This window comes from Mycobacterium conspicuum (assembly GCF_010730195.1).
GTDB classification, from domain to species: Bacteria; Actinomycetota; Actinomycetes; order Mycobacteriales; family Mycobacteriaceae; genus Mycobacterium; species Mycobacterium conspicuum.
Genome location: NZ_AP022613.1, coordinates 2,580,244 through 2,600,094, shown reverse-complemented (window position 1 = coordinate 2,600,094; position 19,851 = coordinate 2,580,244). Strand labels below are relative to the sequence as shown.

Here is a 19,851-nt window from a genome sequence, read left to right as displayed (position 1 = left end):
CAGAGTCAACCGAGGCGACGCCAGTTACTGCGCGCGGGGGTGCGCGCCGGCCCACACCTCGCGCAGCGCGTGCACGGTCACCAGCGTGTAGATCTGCGTCGTCGTCACCGAGGCATGACCCAGCAGCTCCTGCACGACGCGGACGTCGGCGCCGCCCTCGAGCAGGTGGGTGGCAAACGAGTGCCGCAGCATGTGCGGTGACACACCCGAGGTGATGCCGGCGCGCTCGGCGGCGTCCTGCAGCACCTGCCACGCGCTTTGCCGCGACAACCGGCCGCCGCGCGCGTTGAGAAAGATGGCCGGCGTGCCGCGGCCCCGGCGCGCCAGTTCGGATCGCCCCCGCACCAGATACGCGTCCAGCGCCTGCACCGCGGGGCGCCCCACCGGCACCAGCCGCTGCTTGCCGCCCTTGCCGCGCAGCAGCGCCGTCCTGGCCTCGGTGTCGATGTCGTCGACGTCGAGCCCGACGGCTTCCGAGATCCGAGATCCGGTGGAATACAACAACTCCAGCAGCGCGCGGTTGCGCAGCGTCAGCGGGCCGTCGGCCGCGCTGTCGCCGCCCGCACCCTCGAGCAGCGACAGCACCTCGTCGATGCTCAGGCTCTTGGGTAGCCGACGCCCCGGCGTCGGCGGCCGCACGGCACGCGCCACGTCCAGCTCGGCGAGACCCTCGGCGGCCGCGAACCGATGCAACCCGCGCACCGCGATCAGCGCCCGTGCCGCCGACACCGCGGACAGCCCCGCCCTGCCGGAGTCCGGATCCCCGCGGCGCAGCGCCGCCAGGAATTCGCTGACGTCGTCCTCACCGACCTTGGCCAGATCGTCAATTCCACGCTCCGACAAATGCTCGGAGTAGCGGCGCAGGTCTCGGCGATAGGAGCTCAAGGTGTTGGCGGCCACCCCGCGCTCGATGGTCAGGTGGTCGAGGTAGCCCTGCAGCTGCGCTTGCAGGGCAGCCGTCACTGCGAGGCCTTCCGCGCCGCGAACGCGGTCGGCTTGTCGATCCACGGACTGTTCACCGGGCGCGTGAAGAAAAGCTCTCTGGTGACCGCGTGCACGGCCATAATCCCGGCAACGGCAATGGCGTTGACGATTTCGCCGCTGAGCACCTTTTTCGCGGCGTCCTCCAACGGATACCACTGCAGCGTCATGTCGGCTTCTTCGTCATGCGCCTCGGGCCGATCCACTTGGCTCAACTCGGTGGCCAGGTAGACACGCACCGATTCGTCGCTGAAGCCGGGAGTGGAATCCAGATCGACCAGCACCCGCCAGTTGCCGGCTTGCAGGCCCGCCTCCTCCTGCAACTCCCGGGCGGCGGTGAGATGCGGCGCCTCGCCGTGGACGTCGAGCAGCCCGGCAGGCAGCTCCCACAGCCGGCGACCGAGTGGGTGGCGGTACTGGTAGACCAGCAGGATGTTGTCGTCGTCGTCCATCGCCACCACGGCGACGGCCCCGAAGTGCTCGACGACTTCCCGGACCACCTCTTTACCGCCCGGCATATGCACATGATCGCGGCGCAGCGCGAAAATCTTTCCGGTGTATAAGGTTTCGGACGACGTCGTCGCGAAGACGTGCTCAGCCACGGGCCGCGGGTTCACGTAGCGACCGCTCTTTGAGCTGGTTGCCGTTGGACGACTGCTCGGGAATCGAAGGGATCTCTACGGGCAGCAACTCGCCCGCCTTGTAGTCGATCGCCGCACGGACGAAGGCGACGAACAGCGGATGCGGCCGGGTCGGCCGGCTCTTCAGCTCCGGGTGGGCCTGGGTGCCCACGACGAACGGATGCACCTCCGCGGGGTATTCGACGAACTCGACCAGATGCCCGTCGGGCGACGTGCCGGAAAACTGCAGCCCGCTTTCGCCGATCTTGTCGCGGTAGGCGTTGTTGACCTCGTAGCGGTGCCGGTGCCTCTCGGAGACCTGGGTGGTGCCATAGGCTTGCGCCACAACGGAATCCGGCTGCAGCACCGCGGGATAGGCGCCCAGCCGCATCGTGCCGCCCAGATCGGCCTCACCGGCCACGATCTGTTCTTGGTCGGCCATAGTTGAGATCACCGGATGCGGTGTGTCCGGGTCGAATTCGGCCGAATTGGCGTCGGTGAGACCCGCCGAGCGGGCGGCCTCGATCACGATGCACTGCAGGCCCAGGCACAGCCCCAGCACCGGCAACCCCCGCGCCCGGGCATGGGCGATGGCGCCGATCTTGCCCTCGATGCCGCGGATGCCGAACCCGCCGGGGACCAGCACACCGTGCACGTCGCCCAGGGCCGCCGCGGCGCCGCTGGCCGTCTGGCAGTCATCGGAGGCCACCCAGCACATCTCGACTTTTGTGTTGTGCTTGAACCCGCCGGCGCGCAGCGCCTCGGTGACCGAAAGGTAGGCGTCGGACAGCTCGACATACTTGCCTACCAAGGCAATTCGCACGGTTTCCTGCGGTTCGTGCACCCTGCGCAGCAGGTCGTCCCACTCGGTCCAGTCGACGTCGCGGAACGGCAGATTCAGCCGGCGCACCACATACGCGTCGAGTTCCTCACGGTGCAACACCTTGGGGATGTCATAGATCGACGGTGCGTCCGGGGTGGAGATGACGCCGTCGATATCGACGTCGCACATCAGCGCGATCTTGTCCTTGAGCGCCTCGGGAACATCCCGATCGCAGCGCAGGATCAACGCGTCCGGGGTGATACCGATGCTGCGCAGCGCGGCCACCGAGTGCTGGGTTGGCTTGGTTTTGAGCTCTCCCGACGGGGCCAGGTACGGCACCAGCGACACGTGCAGGAAGAACACGTTCTCCCAACCCAGATCGTGGCGCACCTGCCGGGCCGCCTCGAGAAAGGGCTGCGACTCGATATCGCCGACGGTGCCGCCGATTTCGGTGATGACGACGTCGGGGCGCTGGCCGTCGGCGTCGGGTTGGGCCATCGCCAGGATGCGCCGTTTGATCTCGTCGGTGATGTGCGGGATCACCTGGACGGTGTCGCCGAGGTACTCGCCGCGCCGCTCCTTGGCGATCACCGTCGAATAGACTTGCCCGGTAGTGACATTCGCCGACCCGGACAGGTCGCGATCCAGGAATCGCTCGTAGTGACCGACGTCGAGGTCGGTCTCGGCGCCGTCCTCGGTGACGAAGACCTCGCCGTGCTGAAACGGGTTCATGGTGCCGGGGTCGACGTTGAGGTAGGGGTCGAGCTTCTGCATCGTCACCTGCAGCCCGCGCGCGGTCAGCAGCTGGCCGAGACTGCTGGCCGTCAATCCCTTGCCGAGCGAGGATGCAACGCCACCGCTGACGAAGAGGTGCTTGGTGGCGGATTGGGGGTGCTTTCGCACTTAGCGACCTCCGTGAAGACTGGCAGGGCTGGTATTGGGCCTGCCGACCCACGGAAACCCACCCTAACATCAGCCTCGCGGCCGCGCCGAAAACACGCCCGAGTGGGCCAAGCGGGACTACTGCGGCACGGTGATCGAGGTGGCGCCGTGCCCCGTGCCGTACTGCCCGACGTGGCCGCCGTTGATCAGATCGTGCAGGCCCAGGATCGCGGTGATCCGCCCGGGTGCGGTGTCGACGTCGTCGACGGTGCTGATCGCGGCCGCCATGCCGGCATCGGCGCGGGTCACCGCCACCGCGGCGCCGCCCGCCGCCGAACCGTCCCGGCCGGCCAGCAGCGTGCCGGAGCCGTGCGGGGCCAGCGCGGAGGAGAACCGGGCCACGGTGACGCCCTGGTTGCCGGCGTCTTGGGGCAGCCCACCGCCGGTGACGACGATCGCGGCGTTGGCCGCACCGACGTGATCAGACGGCTGATAGGTGATGAACCCGGTGTCGCGCAGCGCCGCCAGCACGGTGTCCCGCTGAACGTCTTCCACCGCCGGGGCCGGGTTGGGGTTGAGCAGCAGCGTGATGCCCAGTAGGTCGCCCGCCTGGGACCCCTGGTCGACCAGCTTGGTGCTCAGCTGCGCGCCGGCGGGCAGGATGGACGAGTTCACCACGGTGCGCAGCTTCTCCCCCGAGTTGGCGTCGACGAACTCCTGCGTCAGCGACACCGTCCCGGTCACCGTGCCGCCGGCCTGACCCACGATCTTCGACACCGCGGCGACGTCGTCGTCTTTGGCGTCCGGGGTGCGGAAGACCACCACCGTCTTGGCGCCCAGCGCGTCGTGCACCATGCGGCCGACCAACTGGTTATCGAAGTTGTTTGCCGCACTGAGCTTTTCGTTCAGCACGTTCTTCTGGTCGTTGAGCCCGTTGATCTGCGTGTAGAGGTCACGCTTCTCGGCACGCAGGCTGGACAGCAGGGTGTCGGACAAAAAGCCGGAGCCCAGCACCACGCCGACGGCCAGCGCCAGGAAGACGGCCGCCAGTGAGAACGCGTGTTGGCGTAACGAGATCATGGGCCCCCTAGCTGACCAAGTGCTGCACCCACAGGGAGAAGCGGTTCCAGTAGTCGACAACCCAGTGCAGCACCGTGGCGTCGGTGCGTGACACCCACAGCGCGACGATGACGGCGATCAGCATGGTCAGCGCCAGCAGCGCGATGGCGCCCGCCGAGATGTGATTGCGGTAGAGGGTGGCGACCGCCTTGGAGTCCACCAGCTTCTCGCCCACCCGCAGCCGGGTCAGGAAGGTCGACGGGTTGCTCTGCGCGCGCGTCCGGTCGAAGAAGGTCTCGATGTTGGCGGTGTGGCCGGCCGTGACCAGCAGGGCTGCGCCGTGATGATCGGCCAGCAGCAGGGCCAGGTCCATCGCCGAGCCGGCCGCCGGGAACGTCATCGCCCCGACACCGAGGTCCTGGATTCGCTCCAGGCCCGGGGCGTGGCCGTCGGCGTCGGCGGGCAACACGACATGCGCACCACACTTGAGGGCGTCGGTGCTGATCTTGTCGGGGTCGCCGACGATCAGCTGTGGGCGATAGCCCGCCTTGCGCAACACGTCCGCGCCGCTGCCGACACCGACCAGCACCGGCTGGTACTCCTTGATGAACGGCTTGAGGGACTTGAGATCGTCGGCGGCGCTGAACTCCTCGCCGACGAGCACCACGTGCCGGCGGCGCAGGTCGAGGTCGACGTCGGGGATGCCGATGCCGTCGATCAGCAGCGGGCTTTCGCTCTTGATGAACTCGATCGTGTTGCCGGCGAATGCCTCCAGGTGAGCGGCCAGGCCGCTCTTGGCTTCGCGCATCAGGTCGGCGATGTCGTGGTCGGTGCGCTCGGTCCCGCGGATCAGCCGCCGGTCACCGGAGTACACACCGCCTTCGTAGAGGCGAATCTTGCTGCCGTCCTTGACCTTCTTGAAGACGTCGGGCCCGGTCTCGTCGATGAGCGTGACCCCGTTGTTGACCAGCACCTCGGGCCCCATGTTCGGGTAGCGGCCCGAGACGGACGGCGATGCGTTGACGACGGCCGCAATGTCGGCCTCAACCAGTGCATCGGCGGTGATGCGATCCAGATCCAAGACGTCGAGCACCACGATGTCGCCGGGGCAGACCCTGCGCAGCAGTCGGTCGATGTTCCGGTCCACCCGGGCGGTGCCGGTGACGCCCGGCCGGGCGGTGTTGCGGGAAAGTAGGCCTGACATCTTCATGGGGGCGATTCTGTCGGTGAAGCGTGACCAGGGCGGGGAGGCGCGCCGTAACACCCGTCACAGAAGTTATATTGCGCCACATCTGTCACAGGGGGATATCGGAGGCGTAACTCTCGCTCCTGTGGTCACAGCGGCCACATGGGCACCGTCTGCCGATCATAAAAGCCTTTTCAAACTTGATAGCGGATGCGATATCACGAAGGCCCTGGTATCACCTGTGCCATCGGATTTCGGAGCGCATAAAGCCGAGGCAGCAGCGGTTCATTGCTGCGATGTCACATGTGATAGCGCATTTGAGAGTGGCCCAATGGTGGACTGGCCCGGTTGGATCTCGTCCCGCTGCGCCGCTTCGTTCCGCTCCCGGCCGGGTAGCGCGGCGAGCGTGCGCAGATGTACACGGTTGACGGCGTGTCGGCGTACAGACACGCACGCTCGCGCTAGGTAGGGGCGGCCCTAGCCGCGCTCGCTCTGCGCTGTCTCCAACAGTTCGCGCGCGTGCGCGCGACCGCTGTCGGACTCCCCGAGCCCGGCCAGCATCCGGGCCAGCTCGGCCACCCGATCGTCACCGGTCAGGCGTCGCACCGCACTGGCCCCGCCCTTCCCGGTGCTGTGCACCGCGAGATGGACGTCGGCGTAGGCGGCGACCTGTGGCAGATGCGTGACCACGATGACCTGATGGGTCCGGGCCAGCTTCGCCAGCCGGCGCCCGATCTGCACCGCGGCCCAGCCGCCGACGCCGGCGTCGACCTCGTCGAACACCATCGTGGTCCCTGCCGACGAGGCCGTCAGCACCACTTCCAGCGCCAGCATCACCCGGGACAACTCGCCGCCGGACGCGCTCTTGGCCAGCGGCAGCACCGTCATGCCGCGGTGCGCCGCGAAGCCGAACTCCACCTGGTCGACGCCGTCCACACCGGCGCGGGCCAACTCCCCTGCAGGCAGCGGGAGCGCCGCATCATCCTGCGCGGCCGCGAGATCCGTGGTCACCTCGATGGTGAATTCGGCATCTCCCATCGCCAACCCGGACAGCTCGGCCGTGACCTCCTTGGCCAGCTTCTTGGCGGCCTTGCGCCGGATTTTGCTGAGATCGACTGCGGCTTGGGCTAATTCACGCCCGAGTTCATCGGCGCGACGCTCTAGCGCGGCCAGTCCCTCCTCGGACACATCGAGTTGCGCCAGCCGGTCCCGAGATTCCTGCGCCCAGCGCAGCACCCCGTCGATGTCCGCCGCGTACTTGCGGGTCAACGTCCGCAGCTCGGCCTGACGGGCCAACTTGGACTCCAGCGCGCTGGCGTCGGTCGGGAGCTCGTCCAGATAGCCGCGAAGCTCGCGGCCCGCGTCGGCGACCACCGTCAGCGCCTCGCCGATCTGCGCCGCCAGCGCCTGCAGCTTGGCGTCGTCGGTGGATTCCAGTGCGGCCCTTGCCTTTCCCAGAGCATCGGTGGCACCGAAGTCATCGCCGGACAACAACGTGTGCGCCGTGGCCGCAGCCTCGCGCAACGTATCCAGCTCGGAGAGCCGAACGATGTCGGCCACCAGCGTGTCGTCTTCTCCGGGTTGGGGTTCCACGGCATCGATCTCGTTGAGCGCGAAGTGCAGCCGGTCCGCCTCCTGGGCGAGCTCGCGGGCCCGGTTGCGGCGGTCGATCAGGTCGCGTCGCGCCGACAACCACGCGTCCCGCAGTTTGCGGTAACGCTCGCACGCCGGGCCCGCGGCGGCGAACCGATCCAGCGCGCCGCGTTGCTCCTCGGGCCGCATCAACCGCAATTGGTCGTTCTGCCCGTGCAAAGTCAGCAGCTCGGTGGTGAATCCGCTCAGCGACTTGGCGGGCACACTGCGGCCACCCAAATACGCGCGCGAAGGCCCGTCGCGGCTGACCGAGCGCAGCGCGATCACGCTGCCGTCCTCGTCGCGTTCGGCGCCGGAGGCGTCCAGGATCTCGTCGAGCCCTGCACTCGTCGCTTCATCGAGATCGGTTGTGGTGAAACGGCCTTCGACCACCGCACGGTCGGCTCCGGACCGCACGCGGGTGGCGTCGGCGCGGGCGCCACCGAGCAGGTGCAGCCCGGTCACCACCATGGTCTTGCCGGTGCCGGTCTCGCCGGTCAGCACCGTCAGGCCGCGGTCGAACTCGGCGGTCGCGACGCTGATGGCGCCCAGTGATTCGATGCGGATTTCAGTCAGCATCAGTCAAAGCGCCGTTTACTTTCCCCGCCAACCGGTTACCGGCAACCGGAACTTGCGCACCAAGCGATCGGTGAACGGCGCGCTGTCCAGGCGTGCCCATTTAACCGGTGTGGCGCAACGAGTCACCTCGAGCCGCCCGCCGGCCGGTATGACCATTTCGCGGCGGCCGTCGCAGAACACCAGGGCGTCGTTTCCGCCCGCTTCGATCTCGATGGCGATCGTCGCCTCGGGGCTGGTGACCATCGGGCGGCCGAACAGCGCGTGAGCGTTGTTGGGCACCACCAGGATCGCCTCGAGGTCCGGCCACAACACCGGGCCGCCGGCCGAGAACGCGTACGCGGTGGATCCGGTGGGCGTGGCCACCAACACCCCGTCGCAGCCGAACGTGGACACCGGGCGACCGTCGATTTCGACGACCACCCCCAGCACGCCGAGTCGCGGGCCCTTTTCCAGGCTGGCCTCGTTGAGCGCCCAGCCCTGCTCGATGACGGTGCCCCGGTAGCGCACAACGATATCCAGCGTCAGTCGCTCCTCCACCCGGTAGTCACGCGCGATGACGTGCTCGAGCACCGTTTCGATGGACTCCGCCTCGGCCTCGGCCAAAAAGCCGATCCGACCCAGGTTGACGCCGAGCACCGGAATGCCGGCGTTGCGAGCCAATTCGGCCGCGCGCAGAAAGGTGCCGTCGCCGCCGAGGACGAGCACCAGCTCGCAGCCCTCGGCGGCATTCGGCTCGGCGTCGACCACCTCGATCTCGACGCCCAGGGCACGCATGTCGTCGGGAGCCAGGTGCAGCGATCCCCGGTCGACCGCCTCGGCGGACAGCACCCGAAGCGCAATCCCCTGGTCGCCCAACACCTTTTCGACGCGCCGCGCGGTCTCGGTCGCTTCATCGCGCCCGGTGTGGACCACCAGCAGAACGGTGCGTTCCTTGTGACTTTGGGGCGTCATTGCGGACCCTCTGCCACCGCGCGCTGCACCGCCGCGGCCAGGGCATCACCAGCTAGCCCACGGTCAGTCTCGGCGCGCAGCCACAGGAAGTATTCGACATTGCCCGACGGGCCCGGCAGCGGGCTGGCCGTGACATCCACGGTGTGCCATCCCAGCTCCCCCGCGCGCCGCGCGACGCTGCGCACCGCTTCCGCGCGCAACACCGGGTCGTGAACCACCCCGCCGGGACCCACCTGGCCCTTCCCCACCTCAAACTGCGGCTTCACCATGGGAACGATATCCGCGCCGGGCGCGGCGCATCCAGCCAGCGCCGGTAACACGGTGGCCAGCGAGATGAACGACAGGTCGGCCACCACCAGGTCGGCCCGCCCGCCGATCGCCTCGGGCGTCAGGTCCCGCACGTTGGTCCGCTCGACGACGACCACCCGCGAATCGCTGCGCAACGACCAGGCCAGCTGGCCATATCCCACGTCGACCGCAACCACCTCGCCCGCCCCGCGATCGAGCAGCACTTCGGTGAATCCGCCGGTCGACGCCCCGGCGTCCAGGCAGCGACGACCCTCGACGGGGATCCCGAAGGCGTCCAGCGCCCCGATGAGCTTGTGCGCGCCCCGCGACACCCAGGTGCGTTCGCCGTCGTCGGCCACGGTCAGCGCGGCGGTGACGGCGACGGCGGTGGCCGGCTTCACGGCCGGCAGGCCGTCGATGCGCACCTTGCCGGCGCCGATCAGCTCCGCGGCCTGCTGACGGGACCGGGCCAGGCCGCGCCGCACCAGCTCGGCGTCGACGCGGGCACGCCGGGACATGCGCGCACTCAGCCCTTCTCCGCCGACTCCAGGGCCCGTAACAGCACGTCATGGGCCTCGGAAAGCCGGCGGGCCATCTGCTCCAGGTCGGCGAGGGACGGCTGGTTTTCCGACTCGGCCGTCATATCGTGGGGGTCGGGCAATTGGGCCAGCAGGGCGTTGATTTCAGCGCGGATCTGATCCGGATCGGTAGTCATTGCGTCTTTACGCTAGTCACCGCTTGGCCGTTAGCAAGCGGTGCCGCGCCCCGGCGAGTCACATCCTGCGGTCGACGGCGTCAACGCGCGGCCAAATGGGTATGTAAAGGCATGTCTATCACCTCTTTCACCGCGGCGCTCGGCACGGCCGGCGCCGTCCTGCTCATCGCCCCAGTGATCGGGGCATCGCCGGCGCACGCCGACATCAGCGGTTACCGCCGGTGCGTTGCGGGAAATGCTCAGCAACTCCCACTGCGGGCACCCGACCCCCTGAGCATGCAGCTCGTCGGCGAGATTGAGCAGGCGCTCAAGTCCGGTGTCTCCCCCGATGCGGAAGCCCAGCGCGTCGCGCAGACGGGATTCGACCAGCACGCCGCCAATGCGGTGGTGCAGTGCGTCATTCAGAACTACCCATAAGATCCCAGCGGCCCAGCGCGTCGCGCGCCTCGTCGTCGCCGGCCTCGATTCGCAGCGGCGAGTGTGCGCTCCACACCGCGTCGGCGACTGCACGAACGATCGACAACCCATCGCCGTCATCCCCCCCGTTGGCGCTGACCGTGATTGTGTCGGCGCTGAGGTCGACCCGCCAGCCCGATTGCTGCCCCACCTTGAGCCGTGTGCCGTCCTGGTGCAGCGAACGCAGGTCGAGGCCGATGTAGGTGGGCCGCCGGACGGGCTCGGCGTAGACCGCGTCGCGCGCGGTGTTGACCCCGGAGAGCACCATCAGGCTGGGCAGCCCGGCATTGTTGGCCCCCTCGATGTCGGTGTCCAACCTGTCGCCGATCACCAACGGCGCATCGAAATCGCCACGGTCCACCGCATCCTGCATCAGTTGGCGGCCCGGCTTGCCCGCCACCTGGGGTTGCGCGCCGGTGGCGGCCCGGAGCGCGGCCACCAGCGACCCGTTGCCCGGCAGCAGACCGCGCTCGGTGGGCAAGGTGGGATCGACGTTGGCCGCCACCCACAGCGCGCCCGCGCGGATGGCCAGCGCGGCCTCGGCGAGATCGGGCCAGCCGATGGTCATCGAGAGGCCCTGCACGACGGCGACCGGGTCGTCGTCAAACCGGCGCACGGGACGCAGCCCGACCGCGGTGATCTCGTTGGCCAACGCGTCGGTGCCGACGATCAAGACCGGCGACTGCGACGGCAACTGACCGGCGAGCAGGTGCGCCGCGCTTTGCGCGCTGGTGACGACGTCGGCGGCGCTGGCGGTGAAGCCGAGCTCACGCAGGTGCGCGGCCACCTCGTCCGCGCTGCGGGAGGCGTTGTTGGTGACGAACAGCTTGCGGGAGTCGGCCCGGTCCAGCGCCTCGACCGCGCCCTCGGTCGGCTGACGGCCGCGAAACACGGTCCCATCCAGATCGACCAGCAGGCAATCATATTGCTGCGCAAGGCTTTTCACGATGTGTCTGCCGCGCCCAGCTCTTCCACCCGGTCTTCGGCGTCGGTGACACCGTCGACGTCGGCGCCGGCGGAGCGCAGGAACCACTGCAGCGCTTCCTCGTCGCGACCGAGGGCCAGCAGCGTGTCGGCGTAGACGTAGAACAGCCGCGCGGCCGTTGAGCCGGTGCGGTTGGGATCCAGCTGCGGTGTCGACAAGAGGGCCAATGCCTGCTCCAGCTGCCCGAGGTCCGCGCGGGCACCGGCGGCGACGATGCGCAACTCGTCGGCATCGTCGCCGGAGAGCTGGGCCGCCTCGGGTCCACGGGCCAGTTCGATCGCCCGCTCCGGACGGCCCAGTCCCCGTTCGCAATCGGCGATCAGCGCGAGCAACGCGGACTTGCTGCCCATCCGGCGGGCGGCGCGCAATTCGGAGAGCGCCTGGCCCCAATCGCCGCTGTGATACGCCGCGATTCCGACGGCCTCCCGAATCGCGGCGATCCGGCTGGCCCGGGCCCGCGCTGCGCGGGCATGGCGCAGGGCCGCCTCGGGGTCCTCGTCGAGCAATTGCCCGGCGGCGACCAGGTGCCGCGCCACCGCGTCGGCGGTGGCACGGTCCAAGGTGCTCAGCTCGCGCCGGACCTCGGGCGCCAGCTGCCTGGCGTCGATGTCCGGCGGTATCGGCGGCCCGTCATCGCCGGGTGATGAGCGCTGCGGCTGCGCCGAGCGCGCGCGGCCGGGGCCCGACCAGCGGCCCTCCCACTCGGTGCGTGGCCCGCGCCCCTGAGACCCGCGGGGGCCGCCGGAGCCAGCAGTCGACCGCGGACGCCGCTCGCCGCCCCGACCGTGCCTGTCGTCGACCACTCCGTAAAGGTTACGGGACGCTTACGGGGTGCTAGGCCGGCCGCCGATCAGACAACAGCGGCCCCAGAATTGCCGGACAATACGTCGCGATGGCGATGAGGGTGAACGCTCCGGCCGCCTCGTGCGAGATTCCGCTGTCGTCGGCCACTCGGGCGGCAATCGCATCGAACGAGCCGCCGGGCGCAAACACCATCGGGCAGACCGACTCACCGAGCGCCGTCGCGGCGGCCGGTTCGCTATACGGAACCCCGGCATTGGTCAGGGCGGCCAGGAACGCGTTGCCCATGATGTCGGCGCGGATGGGTGCCGCCAGCGTGGCGGCGGCCACAGACGTCAGCGCCATGCCCGCGGCCAGCACCACAATGCGAACGGTGGGCTGGTGTAGCGAAGGCGCGTAACGCATTGTGACAACAGTGGTCAAGCAGAGTCACAGCTGCGACACGGTCCGGTAAAGGTTTGCGCACTAAAGCGTTTCGCTACCCGACCCGTTCGATGCCCGCGATATTGCGCTTGCCGCGGCGCAGCACCAGCCAGCGACCGTGCAGGAAATCCGAATCGCGCGGCACCCATTCGTCGCTCTCGATGCGGACGTTGTTGACGTAGGCGCCGCCCTCTTCGATCGTGCGTCGCGCCGCGCCCCGGCTCGCCGACAAGCCGCTGGCCACCAGCAAGTCGACGATCCCGTCGGGGCCGCCGGGCTTGAGCTCGGCGACCGCCGCCTCGCGCAGCGCCGCGGCCAGCGTCGACTCGTCCAGACGGTCGAGTTCGCCGCGGCCGAAAAGCGCCTGGCTGGCGTGCTCGACCGCCGCCTTCGCCTCTTCGCCATGCACCAGAACGGTGAGCTCGGCGGCGAGCCGGCGCTGGGCGGCACGCTGCTGCGGCCGCTCGGCCGTGGCCTGTTCCAGCTCGGCCACCTCGTCGGCCGACAAGAAGGTGAACCAGCGCAGGTAGCGGATCACGTCGGCGTCGGCGGTGTTGACGAAGTACTGGTACCAGGCATAGGGGCTGGTGAGCTGAGGGTCTAGCCACAGGCTGCCGCCGCCGGTGGATTTGCCGAACTTGGTGCCGTCGGCCGCGGTGACCAGCGGAACGGTGAGCGCATGCACCGAGGCGCCCAGTTTCTGGCGGACCAGGCGGACCCCGGCGATGATGTTGCCCCACTGATCCGACCCGCCGAGCTGCAGCGTGCACCCGTGCCGCTGATGCAATTCGACGTAGTCGTTGGCCTGCAGCAGCATGTAGCTGAACTCGGTGTAGGAGATTCCCTCGCCGTCGAGGCGGCGCCGGATGGTGTCGCGATCCAGCATCACGTTCACCGAGAAATGCTTGCCGAGATCGCGCAGGAATTCGATCGCCGACAGCTGGCCGGTCCAGTCGAGGTTGTTCTCGACGATCGCACCGGTCGGCGAGCTGTCGAAGTCGACGAAACGTTCCAGCTGCCCGCGGATCCGGTCGGTCCAATCGGCAACGGTGCCGGCCTCGTTCAGCGTGCGCTCACCCACCTCACGCGGGTCACCGATCATGCCGGTGGCGCCGCCCGCGAGCACGATGGGGCGGTGACCCGCGCGTTGAAACCGCCGCAACGTCAGCAGCGGCACCAGATGCCCGGCGTGCAGGCTCGGCGCGGTCGGGTCAAAACCGGCGTACACCGTCATCGGCCCCTGTTGCGCTTCGGCCGCCAGCGCGTCGAGGTCGGTGGACTGCGCGATCAGGTCGCGCCAGCCGAGCTCGTCGAGGATCATGCTTGACATCCCGGACGACTTTAGTGGTGATCGCAAGCGCGGCGAAGCCGGGCGCAGCGGGTCACCACCATCGACCCCGTGGTGATCGCAAGCGCGGCGAAGCCGGGCGCAGCGGGTCACCACTAATCAGATAGTGGTGATCGCAAGCGCGGCGAAGCCGGGCGCAGCGGGTCACCACCATCAGATCTCGTCGCTGTCACCCGTGACTGCGGTCCGCGAGCGTAACGTGGCTGCGATTTCTGGCGCGGAATTTCGCAGCCCGGTTACGCTCGCGCGCTCAGCCCGTCGGCGAACCCTTCAGTCGCTCTCGCCCGGCGCCGGGGCCCGGGGGCTGCGGCGGTAGGGGGAGACTTCCGGTCGGCCCGCGAGCCACAACCGCCAGGGCCGGTCGGCGGCCTGGCTGACCCCGACACGGGGACCCGACACCGCGCCTTGCGCCGTGTTGAGGACCAACCGCACCGGACTCTTCCGGTCGAACAAGTCAATCCCGTTGTCGGCCATGGTGATTCCCAGGGCTGAGCATAAATTCCCCGGGCCGCGTGCCAACGCGACGGTGCGGACGGCCGCGCCGCGCCTGCCCCGGGCGACGTCGGTACCCTCCTCGATGGCCGCGGCCCTGAGCAACACGGCGGCCGCGACGCCGTCGGGTCCGCAGGAGACGTTGGCGCACACGTGAATACCGTGGCTGCGGTAGGTGTACAGCCGCCCCGGGGGGCCGAACATCACCGCGTTGCGGCCGTTGATGCCGCGATACGAGTGCGCGGAAGCGTCCGGCCACGGGCCGTCGGGAACCCCGCCGTAGGCCTCGACCTCGACGAGGGTGGCGCGCACCCCGCGACCCACCAGGGTGGCCCCAAGCAGCCGATGCGCCGCCGCGACCGGATCGACGAGCAACTGGTCAGCAGCCACCCAGCGAACCTACCGGGACGGCCGACGTGGCATTATCCCGACGTCGAAGGAGACACGTCATGCACACAATCGACCCCGCCGCTACCGCCTGGCTGTTGGCCAGCACCGCCCTGGTCCTGCTGATGACCCCCGGCCTCGCCATCTTCTACGGCGGCATGGTCCGCACCACCGGTGTGCTGAACATGATCATGATGAGCTTCATCTCGATCCCGCTGGTCACGGTGGCGTGGCTGCTGGTCGGCTACAGCATCGCGTTCTCCGATGACGGGGCCCGCGGACTGATCGGCAACCTCCGACACGTCGGGATGCTCGGCATCGGCGCCGACACCCTGCGCGGCACGGTTCCCGAACTGCTCTATTCCACGTTCCAGTTGGGCTTCGCGATCGTCACGGCCGCTTTGGTCAGCGGGGCGATCGCGGACCGCGCCAAGTTCGCGGCCTGGTTTGTGTTCGTCCCGATATGGGCCGTCGCGGTCTACTGCGTTGTCGCGCACTGGGTGTGGGGACCAGGCGGCTGGCTGGGCAAAATGGGGGTCCTCGACTACGCGGGCGGTCTCGTCGTCGAAATCGTCTCCGGCGCTTCGGCGCTGGCGCTGGCGCTGGTGGTAGGCCCCCGCATCGGCTTCAAGAAGGACGCCATGCGGCCGCACAACCTGCCGTTCGTATTGCTCGGCGCCGGGCTGCTGTGGTTCGGGTGGTTCGGGTTCAACGCCGGTTCCGCGTTGGCCGCCAACGGAATTGCCGCAGCCGTCTTCCTCAACACCCTTGTCGCCGGCTGCCTGGGCATGCTCGGCTGGCTTGCGGTCGAACAACTGCGCGACGGCCGGCCCACGACGTTCGGTGCGGCGTCCGGTGTGGTCGCCGGCCTGGTCGCGATCACCCCGTCGTGCGGGACCGTCAATACGCTCGGCGCGGCAGTCGTCGGCGTCGCAGCCGGGGTGGTGTGCGCGTTTGCGATCACCGCGAAATTCCGCTTCAACTACGACGATTCGCTCGATGTCGTCGGTGTGCACTTCGTCGGCGGCGTGGTCGGCGTGTCATTGATCGGGTTGCTCGCCACGGCGGTCATGACGTCGGGCCCGCGGGGGCTGTTTTATGGGGGCGGGTTGGGGCAGCTGGGCAAGCAGACGTTGGCGATCGTCGTCGTCGGGCTCTATGCGTTCACGGTGTCGTTCATCCTGGCGAAACTGATCGATCGGGTGATGGGCTTCCGGCTCAGCGCCAAGGACGAGACGTCCGGCATCGACCTCGCCCAGCACGCGGAAACCGCGTATGCCGAAGGCGTGCATGGACATCTGCCGCTGCGCCGACCGGGACCCGAGACCAACTGATCGGGCGTCAGCCCGCGGGTAACTTGAGCACGAACCCGTGCGCGTCGTCGTCCTCCCAGGGCAGGGCCGCTCCCGTCGCCCGGGAACCCAGGTGATCGGTGACGTATACGTTGCCGCGGGTGTCCACCGCCAAACCGAGCGGGTCCATGAGGGGCGGCGCGCCCTGCAGCGGAATCCAGGTGTCCGAGCCGGGCGCCAACTTCCACACGCCTTGCGTGTCGGTTGACGTGATGGCGTACAGGTTGCCGGCCGGATCCACCGCCAGGTCCTGCTCGCCCGTGCTGAAACTCGCACCGAAGTTGTCGGGGGCCGACGTCACTGTGGTCCAGCTGTTCGATCCGGGTGCCAGCTTCAGCAGGTAGCTCTCCGACCGGCGTTTGTAGTGGCTTTTGCTGAAGCCGACGTAGACGTTGCCGGCGGTATCCACCGCCACGTTGCCGTCGGGCGTGATCCCTTTGCCGGGCGACGGGAGCGGCGTTTGCTTGCTCGAGCCGGCGGCCAACTTCAGCACCTGACCGCCGGAGAAGTCGACGACGTAGACCGTGCCGGTGCTGTCCACCGCCACGCCCTGGGGACTATCCAAGCCCTTGAATGGCAGCACGGTTTGGGTGTTCGACCCGGCCGGCAGTTCCACCACCCGGTTATGGCAGCTGTCGGAGACGTATACGTTGCCCGCGGCGTCGGCCGCCACCCCGGCGATGGCGGCGTCGACGTTGTTGTCGCACAGGTCGAGGCCGGTGAACGGCAGCGCGGTCTGGGTGTTCGATCCGGCGGCCAGCTTCAACACCCGATGGGTGTGGGTGTCGGCGACGTAGACGTTGCCGGCGGCATCGACCGCCACCCCGTGCGGCATGCGCAGGTCGGTGAACGGCAGCGCGAACGGCAACTCCCGGTTCGCCTTCAGCTGCTCGTCTTTTAGTTGTTTTTGGTGCCAGATCATGCTGGCGCCAAACATCATCGCGGGCACCACGACGAACATGATCACGGCGATGATGACGCCGTAAATCCAGAGCTTGCGTTTGGGCCGAGCCAGCGGTGTCTGTCCCGGCGCCGCCAGGGGTGCGGCCGCGTTGGCTTTGGCCCTGTCTTCCAGACGGTCGGCCAAGCCGAGTTTTTCGACCAAGACCAGCCAATCGGCGTCGGAGATCACAAACTCCGGGTCGTTTTCGGCAGGCGCGAGCCCGCGCCACGCGAATCGATAGGTGAGTTTGGTGGACCCGCCCCACGTCGCGCCGGGGGCGCCCGCCAGATCGGGGCACTCGATGGTCAGGCGTTGCGCGTTCGGAACGCCCACCACCAGCACCGGCGTTACCTGCGTCCCCGCGCGCGGCATCGAACGGGTGCACATTGCCGGCGTCGCAGTCACCTGCGCGAGCGGCGCCGAGGCGATCAGCGCGTTTCTCTTCAGGTCGTGCACCGAGATCTTCTCGTCGCCGACCTCAATGGCCACACTGGGTCGGGGCGGATTCGCGTTGAGCTGCAACGCTTTCGCGGTGTTTTTGAACATCCCAAACATGGATGTCGAGAACATCCGCATGGGGTTTGGAATCAGCAGACAGCGCGTCGCTTGCCCCGCTTCCGGCGCCTGCGCCGCCGGCTTTGGCGTGGTGCCGAGTGCGGCGAGAAGCTTGTCGAAGTCCGCGGCCCACATCCAGGCGTCCACACCGTCCACCGCTTTGGCGTTCAGTGCTGTTTGCCTGGCGGCGCGGTGATCTCGTCCGCCCAAGACGAATTCGCGCCGGCCCCCGCCCAGATGCAGGGCCGTGCCTTTGGTCAGCCCGCCGTATCCTTCGGGGGTCCATCGCCCCAGCCGCAGATCACCGAGCGGGAAAACCTCACCCGGCCTGGCACTGACGCACAGGCCGTCGGTTCCGAGATCGATGAGCACCTTCTTGTCGCGATTCAGGCGCCGCCGGAGCACGCCGAAGAGCGGCATAGCAAGCAGTAGGAACGTGATCAACACGACCGCGCTGCCGACCTGCGCCACTGTTTCCGACCCCACGAGAGCGCCAATCGTGAAGAGCGCCATATAAATTACGCCAAGCCCTGCCATGCCCCCGAACATGTACAGTTGGGCGTACTTCATCATCTGCTTGTTGGACGGGGCCGCCGCCGTCGCCTCGAAACGGCGGGCCGCCTCCAGGTCGGCGATGCGTTTCTCGGGATCCCCGTGATCCATCAGCACATTGCCCATCGCGGTTCCTTTCGCTGCTGCCGAGCCGGACGTTAGCGCGGATCACTTGCGGGATTCTTGCGTGAATCGTGCCATGCGCCGAGCGTGAACGGACGGCGAAAAATCATGCGATTTTTCGCCATGGTTACACGCTCGGCGCCGCCGACCCCTTGACAAGTCCGCCCAACCGGCGAATTATTCATCACATGATGACTTCATCTCGTGATGAATTAATCCCGGACCGGAGCGAACCGGCGATCAGCATCGAGCACCTGCGTGTGATCCGGGGTAAACGCCCTGCTCTGCACGACTTCTCGGTGAACATCGCGCGGGGCAGCATCACCGGCCTGCTCGGCCCATCCGGCTGCGGCAAGACCACCCTGATCCGGTGCATCGTCGGCTCCCAGATCGTGACGTCGGGGACGGTCACCGTGCTCGGCAAGCCGGCCGGCTGCGCCGACCTGCGTCGTCGCGTCGGCTACCTGCCGCAAGACCCGACCATCTACAACGATCTGCGGATCGTCGACAACGTGCGCTACCTTGCCGCGCTATACGGCTTCGACGGCAAGGCCGCCGATTCCGCTATCGAGCGGGTGGGCCTGGCGGATCATCGAACGGCCTTCTGCGGCAACCTCTCCGGAGGTCAGCGCACCCGGGTGTCGCTGGCCTGTGCCTTGGTGTGCGAGCCCGAGTTGCTGGTGCTCGACGAGCCCACGGTGGGCCTCGACCCCGTTCTGCGGGTGGATCTTTGGGAGCAGTTCACGGAGCTCGCCCGCGGCGGCACCACGCTGTTGGTGTCCAGCCACGTGATGGACGAAGCCGACCACTGCACTGACCTGTTGCTGATGCGCGAAGGCAGCCTGGTCGCGCATGCCACACCGACCCAACTACGAGAGGACACCCGATGCACGTCACTGGAGGACGCGTTTCTGTCCATGATCAAGCGCAGCACGATGCGCCAAGCGGGCTAGGGTTCGCGGGCTATCTCAAGCCCTACGCCGCCACCACGACGCGGATCTTGCGCCAACTGGCCGCCGATCATCGCAGCATCGCGATGATCCTGCTGGTGCCGGTGTTGGTGATCACGCTGATGTACTTCATGTACCAGAACGCCCCGCATCGCCCGGGCACCCCGGCCCCGTTCAACAACGCCTGCCTGATTCTGCTGGGTCTCTTCCCGCTTTTCGTAATGTTCATCATCACGGCGATCACCATGCAGCGAGAAAGAGCATCCGGAACGCTAGAGCGCATCCTGACGACTCCCCTGCGCCAGCTCGACCTCTTGATCGCCTACGGGACGGCCTTCTCGATTGCCGCCGCGGCGCAAGCCATCTTGGCCTGTGTCGTGTCGTTTTGGTTGTTGGGCTTCACTACCGTCGGTAGCCCGCTGTGGGTGTTCGTGATCGCGATCATCAACGCCGTACTGGGCGTTGGGCTGGGGTTGCTGTGCAGTGCGTTCGCGCGCACCGAATTTCAGGCCGTGCAATTCATCCCGCTGGTGATGGTGCCGCAGCTACTGCTGGCCGGGATCATCGTGCCCCGGCCCTTGATGCCACACTGGCTGCAATGGATCAGCAATGCCATGCCCGCCAGCTACGCGCTGGAGGCACTACAACAGGTGGGGGCACACCCGCAACTGACCTACATCTCGGTGCGCGACATCGTGGTCGTTATGGTCTTCGCGCTCGGGGCACTCTGCCTGGCCGCGGCGACGCTGCGGCGCCGGACGCCCTAGC

19 protein-coding genes and 1 pseudogene are annotated in these 19,851 nt (G+C 68.1%); 4 read left to right on the top strand and 16 right to left on the bottom strand.

Annotated features, from left to right (window positions below; all coding sequences use genetic code 11):
• Window positions 1-24: 24 nt before the first annotated feature.
• The 9 genes from xerD to G6N66_RS12135 form a co-directional block, all read right to left on the bottom strand.
• A complete protein-coding gene (gene xerD / locus G6N66_RS12175) occupies window positions 25-963 on the bottom strand; it encodes a site-specific tyrosine recombinase XerD (protein ID WP_085234227.1) in 939 nt (312 codons plus the stop codon).
• Window positions 960-1,583, bottom strand: a complete 624-nt coding sequence (locus G6N66_RS12170; RefSeq protein ID WP_085234306.1) for an NUDIX domain-containing protein — start codon at window positions 1,581-1,583, stop codon at window positions 960-962. Before G6N66_RS12170 ends, xerD begins: the two co-directional genes overlap by 4 nt.
• Entirely contained in the window at window positions 1,576-3,327 is a 1,752-nt protein-coding gene (locus tag G6N66_RS12165) for a CTP synthase (RefSeq protein ID WP_085234228.1), read from the bottom strand. The genes G6N66_RS12170 and G6N66_RS12165 overlap by 8 nt, the downstream gene beginning before the upstream one ends.
• Window positions 3,328-3,444: 117 nt before the next feature.
• A complete protein-coding gene (locus G6N66_RS12160) occupies window positions 3,445-4,386 on the bottom strand; it encodes a copper transporter (protein ID WP_085234229.1) in 942 nt (313 codons plus the stop codon).
• A gap of 7 nt (window positions 4,387-4,393) precedes the next feature.
• Window positions 4,394-5,575, bottom strand: coding sequence for a putative cytokinetic ring protein SteA (gene steA / locus G6N66_RS12155; RefSeq protein WP_085234230.1), 1,182 nt, complete (start codon window positions 5,573-5,575; stop codon window positions 4,394-4,396).
• A gap of 453 nt (window positions 5,576-6,028) precedes the next feature.
• Window positions 6,029-7,762: a DNA repair protein RecN gene (recN, locus tag G6N66_RS12150; RefSeq protein ID WP_085234231.1), complete on the bottom strand. Its 1,734-nt coding sequence runs from the start codon at window positions 7,760-7,762 to the stop codon at window positions 6,029-6,031.
• Between the two features lie 15 nt (window positions 7,763-7,777).
• The gene (locus G6N66_RS12145) at window positions 7,778-8,713 is read right to left on the bottom strand and encodes an NAD kinase (RefSeq protein WP_085234232.1); all 936 of its coding nucleotides are present in this window, start codon (window positions 8,711-8,713) and stop codon (window positions 7,778-7,780) included.
• Window positions 8,710-9,519: a TlyA family RNA methyltransferase gene (locus G6N66_RS12140; protein ID WP_085234233.1), complete on the bottom strand. Its 810-nt coding sequence runs from the start codon at window positions 9,517-9,519 to the stop codon at window positions 8,710-8,712. Before G6N66_RS12140 ends, G6N66_RS12145 begins: the two co-directional genes overlap by 4 nt.
• Window positions 9,520-9,527: 8 nt before the next feature.
• A complete protein-coding gene (locus tag G6N66_RS12135; protein WP_085234234.1) occupies window positions 9,528-9,716 on the bottom strand; it encodes a hypothetical protein in 189 nt (62 codons plus the stop codon).
• Between the two features lie 111 nt (window positions 9,717-9,827).
• Between G6N66_RS12135 and G6N66_RS12130 the strand changes: the two genes are divergently transcribed.
• Window positions 9,828-10,133 carry a hypothetical protein gene (locus G6N66_RS12130; protein ID WP_085234235.1) on the top strand — a complete coding sequence of 102 codons (306 nt, stop codon included), beginning with the start codon at window positions 9,828-9,830 and terminating at the stop codon, window positions 10,131-10,133.
• On the opposite strand, the gene G6N66_RS12125 is transcribed toward G6N66_RS12130, so the two are convergent.
• The 6 genes and pseudogenes from G6N66_RS12125 to G6N66_RS12105 form a co-directional block, all read right to left on the bottom strand.
• Window positions 10,114-11,118: an HAD-IIA family hydrolase gene (locus tag G6N66_RS12125; RefSeq protein ID WP_085234236.1), complete on the bottom strand. Its 1,005-nt coding sequence runs from the start codon at window positions 11,116-11,118 to the stop codon at window positions 10,114-10,116. The genes G6N66_RS12130 and G6N66_RS12125 overlap by 20 nt on opposite strands.
• Window positions 11,115-11,960 (bottom strand): tetratricopeptide repeat protein, encoded by an 846-nt coding sequence (locus tag G6N66_RS12120; RefSeq protein ID WP_085234237.1) that lies wholly within the window; start codon window positions 11,958-11,960, stop codon window positions 11,115-11,117. The genes G6N66_RS12125 and G6N66_RS12120 overlap by 4 nt, the downstream gene beginning before the upstream one ends.
• A 31-nt stretch (window positions 11,961-11,991) precedes the next feature.
• On the bottom strand, window positions 11,992-12,363 hold the full coding sequence (locus tag G6N66_RS12115; RefSeq protein WP_085234238.1) for a DUF732 domain-containing protein: 372 nt from the start codon (window positions 12,361-12,363) through the stop codon (window positions 11,992-11,994).
• Window positions 12,364-12,436: 73 nt separating this feature from the next.
• Window positions 12,437-13,711: a tyrosine--tRNA ligase gene (gene tyrS, locus G6N66_RS12110; protein WP_139825326.1), complete on the bottom strand. Its 1,275-nt coding sequence runs from the start codon at window positions 13,709-13,711 to the stop codon at window positions 12,437-12,439.
• Window positions 13,712-13,714: 3 nt separating this feature from the next.
• Window positions 13,715-13,902 (bottom strand): annotated as a pseudogene (locus G6N66_RS29005) (gamma-glutamyl-gamma-aminobutyrate hydrolase family protein); the annotation flags it as partial.
• A gap of 97 nt (window positions 13,903-13,999) precedes the next feature.
• Window positions 14,000-14,611 carry a DNA-3-methyladenine glycosylase gene (locus tag G6N66_RS12105; RefSeq protein WP_085234240.1) on the bottom strand — a complete coding sequence of 204 codons (612 nt, stop codon included), beginning with the start codon at window positions 14,609-14,611 and terminating at the stop codon, window positions 14,000-14,002.
• A 59-nt stretch (window positions 14,612-14,670) separates the two neighbouring features.
• Between G6N66_RS12105 and G6N66_RS12100 the strand changes: the two genes are divergently transcribed.
• Window positions 14,671-15,942 carry an ammonium transporter gene (locus G6N66_RS12100; RefSeq protein ID WP_085234241.1) on the top strand — a complete coding sequence of 424 codons (1,272 nt, stop codon included), beginning with the start codon at window positions 14,671-14,673 and terminating at the stop codon, window positions 15,940-15,942.
• 7 nt (window positions 15,943-15,949) lie between these two features.
• Here G6N66_RS12100 and G6N66_RS12095 read toward each other — a convergent pair whose 3' ends face one another.
• Window positions 15,950-18,136 (bottom strand): NHL repeat-containing protein, encoded by a 2,187-nt coding sequence (locus G6N66_RS12095; protein WP_085234242.1) that lies wholly within the window; start codon window positions 18,134-18,136, stop codon window positions 15,950-15,952.
• A gap of 185 nt (window positions 18,137-18,321) precedes the next feature.
• Between G6N66_RS12095 and G6N66_RS12090 the strand changes: the two genes are divergently transcribed.
• Both G6N66_RS12090 and G6N66_RS12085 read left to right on the top strand, forming a co-directional pair.
• Entirely contained in the window at window positions 18,322-19,086 is a 765-nt protein-coding gene (locus tag G6N66_RS12090; RefSeq protein ID WP_085234243.1) for an ABC transporter ATP-binding protein, read from the top strand.
• Window positions 19,020-19,850 (top strand): ABC transporter permease, encoded by an 831-nt coding sequence (locus G6N66_RS12085; protein WP_197747039.1) that lies wholly within the window; start codon window positions 19,020-19,022, stop codon window positions 19,848-19,850. The genes G6N66_RS12090 and G6N66_RS12085 overlap by 67 nt, the downstream gene beginning before the upstream one ends.
• The last annotated feature ends 1 nt before the right edge of the window (window position 19,851 follow it).

Bases quoted from the DNA above. Each gene is read 5' to 3' on its own strand.
- G6N66_RS12115 (WP_085234238.1), bottom strand. From the start codon at position 12,363: ATGCGTTACGCGCCTTCGCTACACCAGCCCACCGTTCGCATTGTGGTG.
- G6N66_RS12090 (WP_085234243.1), top strand. From the start codon at position 18,322: ATGATGACTTCATCTCGTGATGAATTAATCCCGGACCGGAGCGAACCG.
- G6N66_RS12140 (WP_085234233.1), bottom strand. From the start codon at position 9,519: ATGTCCCGGCGTGCCCGCGTCGACGCCGAGCTGGTGCGGCGCGGCCTG.
- G6N66_RS12160 (WP_085234229.1), bottom strand. From the start codon at position 4,386: ATGATCTCGTTACGCCAACACGCGTTCTCACTGGCGGCCGTCTTCCTG.
- tyrS (WP_139825326.1), bottom strand. From the start codon at position 13,711: ATGTCAAGCATGATCCTCGACGAGCTCGGCTGGCGCGACCTGATCGCG.
- steA (WP_085234230.1), bottom strand. From the start codon at position 5,575: ATGAAGATGTCAGGCCTACTTTCCCGCAACACCGCCCGGCCGGGCGTC.
- recN (WP_085234231.1), bottom strand. From the start codon at position 7,762: ATGCTGACTGAAATCCGCATCGAATCACTGGGCGCCATCAGCGTCGCG.
- G6N66_RS12100 (WP_085234241.1), top strand. From the start codon at position 14,671: ATGCACACAATCGACCCCGCCGCTACCGCCTGGCTGTTGGCCAGCACC.
- G6N66_RS12130 (WP_085234235.1), top strand. From the start codon at position 9,828: ATGTCTATCACCTCTTTCACCGCGGCGCTCGGCACGGCCGGCGCCGTC.
- G6N66_RS12095 (WP_085234242.1), bottom strand. From the start codon at position 18,136: ATGGGCAATGTGCTGATGGATCACGGGGATCCCGAGAAACGCATCGCC.
- G6N66_RS12135 (WP_085234234.1), bottom strand. From the start codon at position 9,716: ATGACTACCGATCCGGATCAGATCCGCGCTGAAATCAACGCCCTGCTG.
- G6N66_RS12085 (WP_197747039.1), top strand. From the start codon at position 19,020: ATGCACGTCACTGGAGGACGCGTTTCTGTCCATGATCAAGCGCAGCAC.
- G6N66_RS12145 (WP_085234232.1), bottom strand. From the start codon at position 8,713: ATGACGCCCCAAAGTCACAAGGAACGCACCGTTCTGCTGGTGGTCCAC.